This window comes from Streptomyces sp. NPDC059649 (assembly GCF_042734445.1).
Lineage (GTDB): Bacteria > Actinomycetota > Actinomycetes > Streptomycetales > Streptomycetaceae > Streptomyces.
The window spans coordinates 1-14,425 of record NZ_JBHWDV010000071.1; the positions used below are offsets into that span (position 1 = coordinate 1).

A 14,425-nucleotide genomic window follows, 5' to 3' on the forward strand; every position below is an offset into this window, starting at 1 on the left:
ACCCGCCGGGCAGGACCACGGCGTCGACCTGCTTGAGGTCCTTGTCACGGTGCCACAGCGGCACCGCCTCGGCGCCCGCAAGACCGACCGCGCGCTGGGTGTCGCGATCATCGAGCGTGCCGGGGAAAGTGATCACACCGATACGCGAGGTCATGACTCGACCCGCACGGTGAAGTCTTCGATGACGGTGTTGGCGAGGAACGTCCCGGCCATCTCGTGGACCCGGGCGAGGGCGGCGTCATCGACCGGGCCCTCCACCTCTAGTTCGAATCGCTTGCCCTGACGGACATCGGCGATCCCTTCGAAACCCAGACGAGGCAGTGCGCGCTGCACCGCCTGCCCCTGCGGGTCGAGGATCTCCGGCTTGAGCATGACGTCGACTACGACGCGTGCCACTGGCACTCCCGGTGGTGTGGTGCGTAAGGCGGTGACATCACAGTACCGTGTTCGAAAATCTACGCGCATAGATATCCTGCCTGCCCGATCACGGTGCGGTATCGGGCGGAGTGCACCCCAGGGAAAATCCTCGAAAAGATCCGGAGGCCGGATTGCGGGAGGACACGCTGACGAAATTAACTGGGCTTCACAATGCAATGCCCATCGCTGTACAAATGAAAAAGCATTGATCCCAATCAGCCGGATCCGGAGCATCACCCCATGTCAACACGGGGTCGCTCCACGAAAGGACCGATATCCGTGGCGCAGCGCGTAGTAGTAACGCTCTCCGATGACATCGACGGAGGAGAAGCCGCAGAGACGGTCGCCTTCGGATTGGACGGGAAGTCGTACGAGATCGACCTCAATCCCGCCAATGCGAAGAAACTGCGCGGCGCCCTCGCCCCCTTCGTCGAGGCCGGCCGCAAGCGGGCCAAGTCCGGCAAGGCCTACACCCGGACCGCGGTGACCCCCGACCCGGCCGCCGTCCGCGCCTGGGCCCGTTCCCACCAGATGGACGTCCCGCCGCGCGGCCGGATCCCCAAGAAGGTCTACGAGGCCTTCAACGCGGCGAACCACTAACCGACTTGCCGGCGTCCGCCGGCCCCGGGCACAGCCGACTTGCACAGCACCCCTACTGATCAGCTAGAGTCTGGAGCACGCCGAGGGGCGAGGCCGAAAGGCCGGGCCCCGAGGAGTCACGCGGGTGTAGCTCAGTAGTAGAGCGCCCCCTTTCCAAGGGGGAGGCGCAGTGTGCAATCCCTGTCACCCGCTCTGACAGTCTCGACCAGTCCTTTGGATCAGGTAGAGTAGCTGTCGCGCCACCGGTGAAAGCCGAGTGGATGCCTGCGGACGTAGCTCAGTTGGTAGAGCGCAACCTTGCCAAGGTTGAGGTCGCGAGTTCGAGCCTCGTCGTCCGCTCAGAATGAAGGCCCCGGTCCTTGTGACCGGGGCCTTCCGCATTTCCGCCGACCGTCCGGAATCGTGATCCGCGGGAATTGACGTGAGGGATGTCACGGGCGGGGTGATCGAGAGGGAAGGTGCGTCCCGCAGATCGTTTTCCGGGTTCCGGCTCCGGGTTCCGGGCCCGGGTTCCGGGTCCGCGTTCCCGATCATGGCCAGCGACGGAGAAGGTCCGGACCCTGCCTCGAGCCCTTCTCCCCGGAAACGGTTTCGCCGGCTGGGGAGTTGGCGGTCGGTGGGGGTCGGTCCGGGAGTTCTGCCGGTGCCGGGGCCGGTGTCGAGGGCCGGTGCCGGGACCGAGGCAGGGGGCCGGTGTGCGCCGGCTGCCCTGGGCGCCTACGGGAGCCGGCCGAGGGGATCCGTCCTCCGGCGGCGGTCCCGGGAATCCCTCAGGGTTGGCTATAGTGGACCCCGCACCGCGCGGTGAGCGACTGGGAACAGAAGCTCGGCACGGAGCATGCGGACGTAGCTCAGTTGGTAGAGCGCAACCTTGCCAAGGTTGAGGTCGCGAGTTCGAGCCTCGTCGTCCGCTCCACAGAGGGAGAGCCCCCGGTCGGTGACCGGGGGCTCTCCCCTTTTTGTGTCCGTCTGGATGTCCGGCGGCCGTTACGACCAGCTCAGGCCGGTGAGGCGCTCGTACGCCTCGATGTACTTGGCGCGGGTGCGCTCGATGACCTCCTGCGGGAGGGCGGGCGGCGGCTGCTCGCCGGTGCGGTCCCAGCCCGAGGCGGGCGAGGTCAGCCAGTCGCGCACGTACTGCTTGTCGAAGGACGGCTGGGAGCGGCCGGGCTGCCACTGGTCGGCGGGCCAGTAGCGGGAGGAGTCCGGGGTGAGGACCTCGTCGGCCAGGGTGAGGGTGTCGCCGTCGAAGCCGAACTCGAACTTGGTGTCGGCCAGGATCAGTCCGCGTTCACGGGCGATGTCGCGGGCCCGGGCGTAGAGGGCCAGGGTCAGCTGGCGGAGCTGGGCGGCGGTCTCGGCGCCGATCTGGCGGGCGACCTCCTCGTAGGAGACGTTCTCGTCGTGGTCGCCGACCGCGGCCTTGGTCGCGGGGGTGAAGATCGGCGCGGGGAGCTCGGAGCCGTCGTCGAGGCCCTCGGGGAGCGCCAGTCCGCAGACCGTACGGCTCTTGCGGTACTCGACGAGGCCGGAGCCGGCGAGGTAGCCGCGGGCCACGCACTCGACGGGGACCATGCGCAGCGACTTGCAGACCAGGGTGCGGCCCGCCCAGTCGGCGGGTGCACCGGGCGGCAGCTCGGTGGACAGCACATGGTCGGCGGCCAGGTCGGAGAGCTGGTCGAACCACCACAGGGACAGCTGGGTGAGCACCCGGCCCTTGTCGGGGATCTCGCTGGGCAGCACCCAGTCGTAGGCCGAGATGCGGTCGCTGGCGACCATGATCAGATCACCGGCGGCGTTCTGGTAGAGGTCGCGCACCTTGCCGGTGTGGAGGTGGGTGAGCCCCGGGACCTCCACGGGCTCAGGCTTTTCTACAAAACCGGACACGCTTCCTCCGCGTAGGTTGATCCAGGAGTCGTACCGATTCTCCCGTACGCCGAGGTACGGCGACGTCGCAGGGGTGCGGGTGCCCGGCTAGGCGGGCTTGAGGGGGTCGTGGCCGATGCTCATCAGGCCGCGGCGCCAGGAGTCGCCGCCGGCCTGGGGGTCGCGGGAGGCGTCCCGTTGGGAGCGGACGATGTCGCAGACCTGCTCCATGATCCGCGCGTCGTCCGCCGTGAGGTCGGTGCGGCGCTTGCCCAGGATTTCCAGGACCCGGCGGCCGGTGCGCTTGCCGGCCCGGTCGGGGACCTCCTCGGTCTCCTCGCCCGCCGCTTCGGTGCTCAGCCAGTCCTGCAGCTCGCGCGAGGTCATATTGACCAGGGCGTGGAACTCGTCCCAGAGCGTGTCGCTCACGGGTCCGGACTCCGCCATGACATGCCTCCACAAGTCGGCCGTACGTCGGGATCTGTCGATGGGTTCCCGGCGTCCAGCGGCGACAAACCCGGAAGAAAGGGGCGCGGCTTCCCGGTCGGAGGCGGTCCGGCAGCGGGTTGGGCCCTTGAGGTGGATCGCGGGGCGGAGGCGATACGGGCCCCCCGGAAGCGGTTATTCCTCCCGGCATGAAGGTGAACCCCATCGAAATGCAGAAGTGCCTCGGCGGCGTCGACTACCCCGCCTCGAAGGACGACATCGTCAGCGAGGCCAGTCGCCACGGCGCCGGCAAGGACATCATGGACGCGCTGAAGAAGCTGCCGGCGAAGGAATATCCCTCCCCGGCGGAGGTCAGCAAGGAAATCGGCAAGGAGGTCTGAATCACCCCGCCCGCAATGGGCGGCCCGCGCCCCGGGTAGGCGACGGCTGGGAAGGGAGGCAGAACCATGCAGCATCACGAGTTCCTCGCTCTGGTGCAGGAACGCGCCTCACTGCCGGACCGGGGCGCGGCAGAACGAGCGGTCCGCTCGACGCTGGAGACGGTGGCCGAGCGGGTACCTTCGGGGCTGGCCCGGCACATCGCGGCGCAGTTGCCGCACGAATTGGCGGGCCATCTGGCCCGGGAGCCGCAGCAGGCCGGGAGTTCCACCGGACCTTCGGCGGAACGGCCCGGCGAGGCGGCCCCGCCGGGCGACGGCGAGCGCTTCGACCTCACGGTCTTCGCCGCGCGGGTCGCCTGGCGCGGCGGGGTCTCCGAGCAGGCGGCGCTCCAGGAGGCGGCGGCGGTCTTCGAGGTGATGGACGCCGCGTTGGCCCCGGAACTGATGGAGCGGCTGAGCCACTCCCTGCCGCACGACATCCGGGAGCTGCTGCCGACGACGCGGGCCGAAGACGCGTAGCGCTGCGCTTGGCGGCCCCCGCACGTACCCGTCTGTCCCGCCGCGGGGCTCACTCGCCGTTGCGCTTGGCGGCGCCATGCACGTACCCGTCTACTGCGCCGCGGATCTTGTTCGCCGTTGCGCCTGCGGCGGGCTGGGGGTGGTCGGGTGCGGTTCTGGCCCTCCAGACTTCGTCCTCCGGTCCAGCCCCTCCCGTAGTGGGAAGGGAAACGGCCGGTGGGGGTTCTCGTTCCCCGTACGCGCGGGCGGCGAACAGAACCACGCCCGCCCCCACTCACCTCTTCCACCCACTCACGGGAGGGGACAGACCGGAGGACGAAGTCTGTAGGGCTGTCACCGCACCCGACACACAAACGCCCGCCGCCAGGCGCAACGGCGAGCGAGCCCCGCGGCGCCGCAGACAGGTACGTACGGGGCGCCGCCAAGCGCAACGGCGAGCAACCCCGACGGCGGGACGGCCAAGTACGTGCGGCGGCGCCGCAAAGCGGCTAGTCGCGTTTGCAGATGCGGTCGAGCAGATTGGCGGTGGCGCGCTGGACGCGTTCGTCGACGTGGCCGGGGCGGTCCAGGGCGGGGGACCAGGCGAAGGTGCCCGAGGCGAAGACCAGGGCGCCGCTGGGGGCGCGGTAGAGGGAGGTCTCCTGGTGGCGGCGGCTGCCTTCGCTGTCACGGTACGGGGAGTGCGCGAGCAGGATGCGGCGGGTGTGGTCGGGGAGGCTGGTGCGCGGGAAGTAGCGGTCGGCCTCGCCGGCGACCAGGCCGGGGAGCTCGTCCCCTTCGTGCGCGCCGGTGGCCTCCCAGAGCCAGTGGTCGCCGTTGCGGACGATCATCGGGGCCGGCTCGGGGACCCGGCCGGCGTACTGGATGCCCATCAGGCGCTGCTCGGGGTCGCCGAGCTCGCGCCACAGGGCGGGGCGGCCGGGGCCCTGGCGTTTTCGGCAGGTGAGCAGGGAGTCGGGGCTGCCCGACGGGGACGGGGCGAGCTCGACCTGCCAGTACATGGTGTTGGCGGAGAGGAAGACCAGGGAGGTGCCGGTGTCCCGGGCCAGCTCGATCGTGCGGCGCATCGGCACCGACCAGTACTCGTCGTGGCCGGGGAAGACCAGGCCGCGGTAGCGGGACGGGTCGACCCGTCCGGCGTGCAGGTCGCGGGCGTCGGCGTAGGCGAGGTCGTAGCCGTAGCGCTCCGCCCAGCGGATGAAGTCGTAGGCGTGGCCGACGTGGAGGGGGAGTCCGGCGCCGGCGTAGGGGCGGTCGAAGGAGACGGTGGTGGCGGCGTCCTGTTCGCCGAGCAGGGCGCCCTTCTCGTCCCAGGCGTGGTAGAGGCTGGCGCCCGTACGGCCGTCCTCCGGGAAGAGGTTGTAGGCCTGCCAGGTGATGTCGGGCAGGAGCAGCAGGAGGTCGGCGGGGTGGTCGTCGCGGACCGTGAAGGGGATGTGGGAGCGGCAGCCGTCGGCGGTGGTCAGGACCGCGACGTAGGCGCCCAGCCGCCAGTACGTGGGGACCTGGAGGCGCCAGGAAAGCCACCAGTGGTGGCAGGAGACGGTGCGGCCGGCGGCCATCGGGGGCGGCTGGACGATGCCGGACAGCCGGGGGCTGGTGGTGATCTTGGAGGCGCCGGTGCCGGCGTAGTGGCCGATGCGGTAGACGTCGATGCTGAACGGCTGGGGCGGATCGACCGAGATCCGGAAGTCGATGGCCTCGCCGGGCGCCACCGCGCCGGTATTGGCGAAGCCCTTGATCTGGCCGTGCACGTCATCGGCGGTGCGCGGGCCGTTGAGCTTGCGGGGCGCGCGGACCCGCGGATCGCCCTGGGCCACGGCGGGGTCGACGTACCAGGGAATGATGTGGCCGGAGTCGAAGTAGTTCTCGCTGCCGCGCAGCCAGGGCAGCGGGCCCTGCCCGAAGGGGTCCGTGACCGCGTGGGCGAGGGCGCCCGACTCCCAGCGCCTGATCTGTTCCGTCGCCACCTTCCACTCCCCTCCCGCGTCCCCCACTGGCCGCGGCCGATCGGGCCGGTGTTGCGTCCGGCTGAGTGAACCCGGCCGCCCCCAGCACATCACATTACGCGCCCACCCGGTCACCCTTCGTCGTGAATTTAGATGCCTTTGGCTCCGAATCACGCGCTGGAGGGGTGCGGCCGGCGACCCGGTCGCGTCAGCCGCCCGTCAGCGCCGGCCGGCCGGTACGGGCTCAAGGCCCTCGACGACCGGTAGGCCAAGGCTGAAAGGGGCACATCCGGCCGGTGCGGCGCGGCCGCGCACGGCCGCGGGTCACACCAGACGGACCGGCTTCTCCGCCCGCACGCCGACCGTCGTCAGCCAGCCGCGGAGCGGGCCCGCGTCCCCGTCGTCGACCAGGCTGAGCACCGGGTTGCCGAGGTCGGCCCGGCGGGCGCCGTTGACCAGCAGGGCCGGGCCGTCGAGCCAGTCCAGACCGGGGACCGCGCCGGCGGTGTCCACCGCGGCGCAGCAGACCATGGCCGTGACGTGGTCGGCGAGCAGCTCCCGGCCCGTACGGGGCGGCTGCAGCGGGAACAGCGGCAGGCCGCCCTCGACCAGGCCGTCGCCCCAGGCCACCCCCGCCGCGGCGTCCTGCGCCGGACCGCCGCGGGCGGCCTGGCGGGCGGCCTCCTCGCGCTCCTCGCGCTCGACCTCCGCGCCCAGCCGGGCGGCGACCAGGTCGCCGGCGTGCGCGTCATGGGCGAGCCGGTCGATGACCCGGTCGAGCGTCGGGCCCGGCGGCGGGGCGGCGGGCGCGGACGGCGGGCCGCCGGTGCGCCCGTCGCCGGGCCGGTGGTCCGCCGGGCCGCCGCGGCCCGTGGGCGTACCGGCCGGGCTGCCGGCGTACGAGAAGGAGGGGGCGGGGGACGGCTCCACCGGGGGCGTGGCCGGCGCGGAGCCGCGTGCCGGGGCCGGGAGGTCGTCGAGGACGCGGTGGAGGCGGGCGGCCTCCAGGCGCCATTTGCGGTCCACGACCTCTTCCGGGTACTGGTTCCAGCCGACCGGTGACCAGTCGGGGCCGGGCTCGGCCGGGCCGCCGTGGAAGAGGCGGGCGGCCAGCAGGGAGGCGGCGCGGTCGATGGCGCCCGGCTCCTCCAGGAGGTCGCAGGCGGGGCGCTCGCCCAGCCGGGAGGCGAAGCCGTCGGCGAGGCGGTCGCGGCGGGAGAGCTCGGTGAGCGCGGAGACCACGCCGGCGTCCAGACGGGACGGCCAGCGGCCCATCCGCCAGGCGGGCAGCGCGACCCGGGTCAGCAGCCGGTCCCAGCCGGCGTAGGCCAGGCCGACCTGTTCCTGGGCGACGATCCGCAGGCCGTAGTCGACGGTCTGGGCGCGCTCGGAGGCGGCGGCCGCGACGGCCCGCTCCATGATCGTGGCGTGGTCGCGGCAGGCGCGGAGCAGCAGCCGGGCCACCCGGCCGACGAAGCGGAGCGCGGGGCCGCGCAGTGGGCCCCGGGCCCGGGCGGCGACCGCGACGGCGGCGTCCAGGCCGCGGATGAAGCGGCGGGCGGCAGCTATGTCCGGATGCGCGGACGGGCCCGTGCCGGCCACTACGGGGGCCAGCAGGGCGCGCAGCTCGGCGACCCGCATCCACCACAGGAACGGTGAGCCGATCACCAGGACCGGGGCCTCGGCGGACCGGCGCCCGGCACCGGACGCGGGCCACCCGGCGCCGCGCGGCGGGCCGTGGGCGCGGTGCGTACGGTCCTCCAGCCAGCTGTCGCAGTCCGGGGTGAGCGCTATGGCGGACGGCGCGGGGACCTCCAGCCGGTCGGCCAGGTCACGCACGAGGCGGTAGAGGTCGGGGGCCGATTCCTCGGTGATCGGCACGGAGGGGCTGAGGGCCGGCCGGGCGCGCGCGACCACGGCCCCGACCAGCACGGCCAGGAGCAGGCCGACCAGCGCGAGTCCGCCGGCCACCCGGCCGGCCGGATCCCAGCCCGGGCCGAGACGGCCGGTCGCCCGGCCGACGGCCAGCACCACCGCCACCGCTGCGGGCAGCAGCGCCACGGCCAGCGCGGCGCCGCGGATCCGCAGCACGGCGAGGGCACGGGCACGCGCCGCCAGGACGCCTGTTTCCGGACTTGCCACGAGCCTGTACACCCCCTGCTGTCCTGATGGAGCCGGACGGAGAGAACAGTGGACGGACGCCTTCGAACATTCCGCGTTGTGGTGCGAGCAGCTCACTCACCACCACTCTGGCACCGGCCACTGACATCGCAATGCCGGTGAGCCACTTGCCGGACGCCCTCCTGGCCACCGCACCGGAATCGGACCCGGCGGCCGCAGGACGCTTGCGCGGCACCCTAGTTGGGGGTCTTCGTCACGTCAGCCGGAATGTGGCGTGGTCACTCGATGGAATGGCTTTGGGCAAAGCCGGGAACCGGCGGTGGGACGCCGTGGGCCCGGGGGGTGCGGGGCCCACGGCGTGGGCGTCTCAGGCGCCCGAGGCCTCCGCGGCGGCCTTGGCGGCGATGTCCGTACGGTGCTGGGAGCCGTCCAGGGAGATCCGGTCCACGGCCCGGTAGGCGCGCTCACGGGCGGTGGTGAGGTCGGCTCCGGCGGCGGTGACGGACAGCACCCGGCCGCCCGCACTGCGCACCGCTCCGGCCTCGTCGAGCTTGGTGCCGGCGTGCAGCACGTAGGCGTCGGGGGCGTCCTGCGCGGCGACCTCGGCCAGGCCCTCGATGACGTCGCCGGTGCGCGGGGTGTCCGGGTAGTTGTGGGACGCGATGACGACCGTGACGGCCGCGTCGTCGCTCCAGCGCAGCGGCGGCAGGGCGGCGAGGTTGCCGGTGGCGGCGGCCCGCAGCAGCCCGCCGAGCGGCGTCTGGAGGCGGGCCAGGACGACCTGGGTCTCCGGGTCGCCGAAGCGGGCGTTGAACTCGATCACCCGGACCCCGCGGGAGGTGATCGCCAGCCCCGCGTAGAGCAGACCGGAGAACGGGGTGCCGCGGCGGCGCAGCTCGTCGACGGTGGGCTGCAGCACGCTCGCCATGACCTCGTCGACCAGCTTCGGGTCGGCCCACGGCAGCGGGCTGTACGCGCCCATGCCGCCGGTGTTGGGGCCCTCGTCGCCGTCGTAGGCGCGCTTGAAGTCCTGGGCGGGCTGGAGCGGGACGACGGTCTCGCCGTCGGTGATCGCGAAGAGCGACACCTCGGGCCCGTCGAGGAACTCCTCGATGACCACGCGGTCGCAGGCCAGCGCGTGGGCGCGGGCCTTGTCGACGTCGTCGGTCACCACGACGCCCTTGCCGGCCGCGAGCCCGTCGTCCTTGACCACGTACGGCGCGCCGAAGGCGTCCAGGGCCTCGTCGATCTCTTCCGGGGTGGTGCAGACGTAGCTGCGGGCGGTCGGGACGGCCGCGGCGGCCATCACGTCCTTGGCGAAGGCCTTGGAGCCCTCCAGTTGTGCGGCATCGGCCGACGGGCCGAAGACCGGGATACCGCGCTCGCGGACCGCGTCCGCGACGCCGGCCACCAGGGGCGCCTCGGGACCGACGACGACCAGGTCGGCCTCCAGGCTCGCGGCGAGGTCGGCGACGGCCCGGCCGTCGAGGGCGTCGACCCCGTGCAATTCGGCCACCTCGGCGATGCCGGCGTTGCCGGGGGCGCAGTGCAGCGCGGTGACGTCGGAATCGAGGGACAGAGAGCGGCACAGGGCGTGTTCGCGGGCGCCGCCGCCGATGACGAGGACCTTCACGACAAGCAGCCTAGACGAGTGGGCCGGGCGGCCGGACGGCGGACGGGCCGTCCGGAAACCGTCCGCCGCCGTGGCGGCAACTCTTTCGGGTGAGATGCCCCGCCGTCCTATACCCGATCCCGCACCACTTCTGGGCGGAAATAGCGTGATCTTGGAGCTGAGGCCAGCCGTTCGGCGGTAGGAAGGGGGCGGCGCGCGACGGCCGTCCCGTACGTCACGCGGGCACCACGTCATGCAGACACCAGCCACGCACACCGCACGTTACGCAGGCACCACGTCACGCAAGCACCACGTCACGCAGGCACCGCACGTATCCGTTCCGTTCCGTCCGTAGAGCGCGCAGAGAGGGAGTGCACGGGTGAGTCAGCCGGAGATGCAGCCCGAGGGGCCCCCTCAGCAGGGTGACCGCCCGCTCCGCCGGTCCGGCCTCCGCGGCAGGGCCCCCCGGGACGTCGGCGGGCGGGCCTTCCCCCCGGGCGGCTGGGGACACCCGGGCGACCGCCTCGACGCGCTCTACCTCTGGACCGAGGACGGCGCGCTGCGCGCCGCCGACTGGTACCTGCACGACCGGCTGGCCAAGCGCCGGGGCGCCCGGGCGCTGCGGCTGGGCGCCGCCGCCGGCGTGACGACGGGCGGGGTGCTGCCGCTGCTGGACCTGGCCGGGGTGTGGGAGGGCGGGGCGCCCTGGGGCTGTCTGTCGCTGCTGCTGGCGGCGGTGTGCGTGGGCTGTGACCGGTACTTCGGGGTGACGGCCGGCTGGATGCGGGACCTGGCGACCGCGCAGGCGATCCACCGGCGGCTGGAGGCGCTGCAGTTCGACTGGGCGTCGGAGGGCGTGCGCGAGGTGCTCGGGCCGACGGAGGGCACCGCGGGCGAGGCGGCCGAGCGCTGTCTGGGGCTGCTCCGGCGGTTCAACGAGGACCTCGGGGAGCTGGTGCGGTCCGAGACGGCCGACTGGATGGCGGAGTTCCGGACCGGCCCGGCGCCGCGAGCCAGCCAGTCCATGGCACCGTGGGCGGCGCCCCGCCAGGAGCACACCGGGCCACCGGGCCGGTACGCGCTGCCGCACCGCGGCCGCCCGAACATGCCACGCCAGCGACCGCCGGAATCACCGCGCTGACGGAGGGGGCGGCCGATGACGGGCGGGCAACGATTACGGGCGGGCGATAGCAGTGGGTCGACGGTGACGGGCGGGCGACGATGGCGGGCGGGGCGACGGTGGGCGGGGCAGCGACAGACCACGCCCACCGCCGCCCCGCCGGATCACCAGCTCACCGGCTCACCGGCCCACCGGACCGGATCAGCCCACCGGACCGGATCAGCTGAAGACGATCATCGAGCCCTGGCCCAGGCTGCGGGTGGCCGCCGCGTGCAGGCCGAGCCAGACATGGCGCTCCCGGGCGAACGGGCCGTCGTCCAGGGGCACCGCGCCCACCCGCTCCTCCAGGGAGGTCGGCCCGGCCGGCGGCTCCGGCGCGGCCGGCGGATTGGCCGGATCGATGCCCAGGGATGGCGCAACCAGTTCCAGGTCCCGCAGCAGACCGTTTGAGGAACCCAGCGGGCCGCCGCCCTCCAGCAGTTCGTCGTTGGCGAGCGGGTGCGGGAAGTCCACCGGGACGTACGCGCCCGCGTGGTCGTAGTGCCAGACCAGGTGCGACTGCTGCGCGGTGGTCTCGAACATCTCCAGCAACTGCTCGTAGTCGCCGCCCAGTTCGTCGACCGGGGTGACCTCCAGGCCGCACAGTCGCAGCAGGTAGGCGCGGCGCAGGAAGTGCAGTGCGTCGTAGTCGAAGCCCGCGATGGGGGCGACGTCCCCCGACAGCCCCGGCATGTAGCTGAAGACGGGGACCGGTGGCAGTCCCGCTTCCGTCAGGGCCTTGTCGTAGGCGGCGATCTCTTCGGAGAACGGGTTGTCGGGGCTGTGGCACAGCACATCGACGAGGGGTACCAGCCACAGGTCACATGCCACGGGTGAGGACTCGCTTCCGGTCGGGGACTAGGACACCGGCGCACGCACAGCTAGGGGTGCGGCCCATTACGGCCGAGTCGGGACAGCGTAGTGCCCGCGGCGCCATCCGACGAGAGCGGGCGCGCACGACGGTTACGGGGCTACCGGACCAGGGCCAGGGCGTGGGTGTTGTACTCGGCGATCAGCTGCTGGGCGGCGGACAGGTCGCGCCGGACCAGGGCGTCGGCGAGCGCGCAGTGGCCGTGCCAGAGGCGGTCGGTGAGATCGGGGGCGCGGCGCAGCAGCGGCACCGCGTACATCCAGGTCTGGACCCGGATCCGGTCCAGGAAGTCGCTGATGTAGGCGTTGTTCACGATGTTGCCGAGCTCGCGCCAGAACCGCAGGTCGTAGCCGATGAGCACGTCCAGGTCGCCGGCCCGGGCGGCCCGCTCGGCCTCGTCGGCGCGGCGCCGGATGGAGATCAGCACCGAGGAGGGGGTGGCGGCGAGCGCCTCCGCGGCGCCGCTGCGGAAGATCCCCTCGATGACCAGGGTGCGGGCCTCGACCATGGCCCGGAAGTCGTCGGCGGTGAAGGCGTGGACCTTGAAGCCGCGGTGCTGTTCGACGTCGAGCAGCCCCTGGGCGCAGAGGTCGAGCAGCGCCTCGCGGACCGGGGTCGCGGAGACGCCGTACTGCTCGGCGATCTCCTTGACGGTGAACGGGTGCCCGCACGGCAGCCGGCCCGCCAGGACCTCGTCGCGCAGGGCATCGGCGATCTGCTGACGCAGCGTGCTGCGACGTATGACTGGGCTGTCTCCGCCGGCGGCCATCGTGTGCGTCTCCTTAGACGTCCCTGACCGCGGGTGGCGTGCGGCCCCCGCCAACCATAGGCGAGGGCCGCGGGGTGCCGCTGCGCGCGGCGTCCGCTCAGCCGGTGGTGTGCGCGTCGGCCGTGGTCAGCGCCGCGTCGAGGGCGGTGAGGCCCTCCTTGGCCTCGGCCTCGGTGATCGTGCAGGCCGGGACGACGTGGGTGCGGTTCATGTTCACGAACGGCCACAGCCCGCCGCGCTTGCAGGCCGCCGCGAACTCGGCCATCGGGGCGTTGGCCGCACCGGACGCGTTGTACGGCACCAGCGGCTCGCGGGTCTCCTTGTTCTTGACCAGGTCGAGGGCCCAGAAGACGCCCAGGCCGCGGACCTCGCCGACGGACGGGTGCCGCTCGGCGATCTCGCGCAGGCCCGGCCCGATGACCTTCTCGCCGATCTCGGCGGCGTTCTCCACGATCCGCTCCTCGGCCATCGCGTGGATCGTCGCGATGGCGGAGGCGCAGGCCAGCGGGTGGCCGGAGTACGTCAGCCCGCCCGGGTACGGCCGCGTCTCGAAGGTCGCGGCGATCTCGGCGCTGATCGCCACGCCGCCCAGCGGGACGTAGCCGGAGTTGACGCCCTTGGCGAAGGTCAGCAGGTCCGGGGTGACGCCGAAGTGGTCGGCGGCGAACCAGTGGCCGGTGCGCCCGAAGCCCGCCATGACCTCGTCGAGGATGAAGACGATGCCGTAGCGGTCGCAGATCTCGCGGACCCCGGCGAGGTAGCCGGCCGGCGGGACCATGATGCCGGCGGTGCCCGGAACGGTCTCCAGGATGATCGCCGCGATGGACTGCGGTCCCTCGAAGGCGATGGTCTGCTCCAGGTGCGCCAGGGCGCGCTCGCACTCCTGCTGCTCGGTCTCCGCGTGGAACGGCGAGCGGTACAGGAACGGCCCCCAGAAGTGGACCACGCCGGCGGAGGCGGTGTCGGAGGGCCAGCGGCGCGGGTCACCGGTCAGGTTGATCGCCGCGGCGGTCGCACCGTGGTACGAGCGGTAGGCGGACAGCACCTTGGCGCGGCCGGTGTGCAGCCGGGCCATCCGGACGGCGTTCTCCACGGCCTCGGCGCCGCCGTTGGTGAAGAAGATCTTGTCGAGGTCCCCGGGGGTGCGCTCGGCGATCAGCCGCGCGGCCTCGGACCGTACGTCCACGGCGAACCCGGGCGCGATCGTGCACAGCTTCCCGGCCTGCTCCTGGATCGCCGCGACGACCTTGGGGTGCTGGTGGCCGATGTTGGTGTTGACCAGCTGGGAGGAGAAGTCGAGGTAGCGGTTGCCGTCGTAGTCCCAGAAGTACGACCCCTCGGCGCCGGCGATCGGCAGCGGGTCGATCAGGCCCTGCGCGGACCAGGAGTGGAAGACGTGGGCGCGGTCGGCGGCCTTGACCGCCGCCCCGGCAGCGGGATCGGCGGCGGGAGAGGGGTGCGTCGTGGTCACGGTCAGTACCTCGGATCGGGTCGCTCGGGTCCGCCGAGGGATCGGCACGGCGAACGCGTCCAGCGTAGGGATCACGGTCCGCTGCCCGGTACCGACACTGTGTATGGCGCTCACCACGCCCACGGACACACTGTCTACGGCCTGGAGGAAGCTCCAGGCCGCTCCCCATGGGCCCGCTCACCCCTCCGGCTCGCCCCTCCGTCGCCCCAGCAGTGCCTCCAGCACGACCAACGGGTCGGGCGCC

General features: G+C 72.6%; 13 protein-coding genes, 3 tRNA genes and 1 pseudogene. 7 read left to right on the forward strand and 10 right to left on the reverse strand.

The genetic code is table 11. The features are described from left to right. Together ACFV1J_RS36745 and purS are read right to left on the reverse strand one after the other, a co-directional pair. A pseudogene (locus tag ACFV1J_RS36745) lies at positions 1-154 on the reverse strand (phosphoribosylformylglycinamidine synthase subunit PurQ); the annotation flags it as partial. Continuing rightward, positions 151-396: a phosphoribosylformylglycinamidine synthase subunit PurS gene (gene purS / locus ACFV1J_RS36750; RefSeq protein WP_030414485.1), complete on the reverse strand. Its 246-nt coding sequence runs from the start codon at positions 394-396 to the stop codon at positions 151-153. The gene purS and the pseudogene ACFV1J_RS36745, both read right to left, overlap by 4 nt. A gap of 300 nt (positions 397-696) precedes the next feature. Between purS and ACFV1J_RS36755 the strand changes: the two genes are divergently transcribed. The 4 genes from ACFV1J_RS36755 to ACFV1J_RS36770 all read left to right on the forward strand — a co-directional run bounded on the left by ACFV1J_RS36755 (position 697) and on the right by ACFV1J_RS36770 (position 1,933). After that, positions 697-1,017, forward strand: a complete 321-nt coding sequence (locus tag ACFV1J_RS36755; protein WP_030414484.1) for an Lsr2 family protein — start codon at positions 697-699, stop codon at positions 1,015-1,017. Between the two features lie 120 nt (positions 1,018-1,137). Continuing rightward, positions 1,138-1,209: transfer RNA gene (locus tag ACFV1J_RS36760), tRNA-Gly, on the forward strand. Positions 1,210-1,283: 74 nt separating this feature from the next. Further along, positions 1,284-1,356: transfer RNA gene (locus ACFV1J_RS36765), tRNA-Gly, on the forward strand. 501 nt (positions 1,357-1,857) lie between these two features. Then, positions 1,858-1,933, forward strand: a tRNA-Gly gene (locus ACFV1J_RS36770). Between the two features lie 71 nt (positions 1,934-2,004). Here the strand turns inward: ACFV1J_RS36770 and ACFV1J_RS36775 are convergent. Both ACFV1J_RS36775 and ACFV1J_RS36780 read right to left on the reverse strand, forming a co-directional pair. Beyond that, the gene (locus ACFV1J_RS36775) at positions 2,005-2,904 is read right to left on the reverse strand and encodes a phosphoribosylaminoimidazolesuccinocarboxamide synthase (protein ID WP_385865716.1); all 900 of its coding nucleotides are present in this window, start codon (positions 2,902-2,904) and stop codon (positions 2,005-2,007) included. Between the two features lie 87 nt (positions 2,905-2,991). Further along, positions 2,992-3,330 (reverse strand): DUF3140 domain-containing protein, encoded by a 339-nt coding sequence (locus ACFV1J_RS36780; protein WP_385865718.1) that lies wholly within the window; start codon positions 3,328-3,330, stop codon positions 2,992-2,994. 188 nt (positions 3,331-3,518) lie between these two features. Between ACFV1J_RS36780 and ACFV1J_RS36785 the strand changes: the two genes are divergently transcribed. After that, on the forward strand, positions 3,519-3,710 hold the full coding sequence (locus tag ACFV1J_RS36785) for a DUF2795 domain-containing protein (protein WP_385865720.1): 192 nt from the start codon (positions 3,519-3,521) through the stop codon (positions 3,708-3,710). A 66-nt stretch (positions 3,711-3,776) separates the two neighbouring features. Then, a complete protein-coding gene (locus ACFV1J_RS36790; protein WP_385865722.1) occupies positions 3,777-4,229 on the forward strand; it encodes a DUF2267 domain-containing protein in 453 nt (150 codons plus the stop codon). A 488-nt stretch (positions 4,230-4,717) separates the two neighbouring features. On the opposite strand, the gene ACFV1J_RS36795 is transcribed toward ACFV1J_RS36790, so the two are convergent. The 3 genes from ACFV1J_RS36795 to purD form a co-directional block, all read right to left on the reverse strand. Beyond that, a complete protein-coding gene (locus ACFV1J_RS36795; protein ID WP_385865724.1) occupies positions 4,718-6,199 on the reverse strand; it encodes a N,N-dimethylformamidase beta subunit family domain-containing protein in 1,482 nt (493 codons plus the stop codon). 303 nt (positions 6,200-6,502) lie between these two features. Further along, positions 6,503-8,320, reverse strand: coding sequence for a hypothetical protein (locus tag ACFV1J_RS36800; RefSeq protein ID WP_385865725.1), 1,818 nt, complete (start codon positions 8,318-8,320; stop codon positions 6,503-6,505). A 346-nt stretch (positions 8,321-8,666) separates the two neighbouring features. Continuing rightward, positions 8,667-9,932, reverse strand: a complete 1,266-nt coding sequence (gene purD / locus ACFV1J_RS36805) for a phosphoribosylamine--glycine ligase (protein ID WP_385865727.1) — start codon at positions 9,930-9,932, stop codon at positions 8,667-8,669. Between the two features lie 358 nt (positions 9,933-10,290). On the opposite strand from purD, the gene ACFV1J_RS36810 reads away from it, so the two are divergent. Further along, entirely contained in the window at positions 10,291-11,052 is a 762-nt protein-coding gene (locus ACFV1J_RS36810) for an SLATT domain-containing protein (protein ID WP_385865729.1), read from the forward strand. Between the two features lie 198 nt (positions 11,053-11,250). On the opposite strand, the gene ACFV1J_RS36815 is transcribed toward ACFV1J_RS36810, so the two are convergent. The 3 genes from ACFV1J_RS36815 to ACFV1J_RS36825 all read right to left on the reverse strand — a co-directional run bounded on the left by ACFV1J_RS36815 (position 11,251) and on the right by ACFV1J_RS36825 (position 14,181). Then, positions 11,251-11,901, reverse strand: a complete 651-nt coding sequence (locus ACFV1J_RS36815; RefSeq protein WP_385865731.1) for a hypothetical protein — start codon at positions 11,899-11,901, stop codon at positions 11,251-11,253. Between the two features lie 140 nt (positions 11,902-12,041). Then, positions 12,042-12,710, reverse strand: a complete 669-nt coding sequence (locus tag ACFV1J_RS36820; RefSeq protein WP_385865733.1) for a GntR family transcriptional regulator — start codon at positions 12,708-12,710, stop codon at positions 12,042-12,044. Between the two features lie 97 nt (positions 12,711-12,807). Beyond that, entirely contained in the window at positions 12,808-14,181 is a 1,374-nt protein-coding gene (locus tag ACFV1J_RS36825; protein WP_385865735.1) for an aspartate aminotransferase family protein, read from the reverse strand. Between the last annotated feature and the right edge of the window lie 244 nt (positions 14,182-14,425).

Bases quoted from the DNA above. Each gene is read 5' to 3' on its own strand.
- ACFV1J_RS36780 (WP_385865718.1), bottom strand. From the start codon at position 3,330: ATGGCGGAGTCCGGACCCGTGAGCGACACGCTCTGGGACGAGTTCCAC.
- ACFV1J_RS36785 (WP_385865720.1), top strand. From the start codon at position 3,519: ATGAAGGTGAACCCCATCGAAATGCAGAAGTGCCTCGGCGGCGTCGAC.
- ACFV1J_RS36790 (WP_385865722.1), top strand. From the start codon at position 3,777: ATGCAGCATCACGAGTTCCTCGCTCTGGTGCAGGAACGCGCCTCACTG.
- ACFV1J_RS36820 (WP_385865733.1), bottom strand. From the start codon at position 12,710: ATGGCCGCCGGCGGAGACAGCCCAGTCATACGTCGCAGCACGCTGCGT.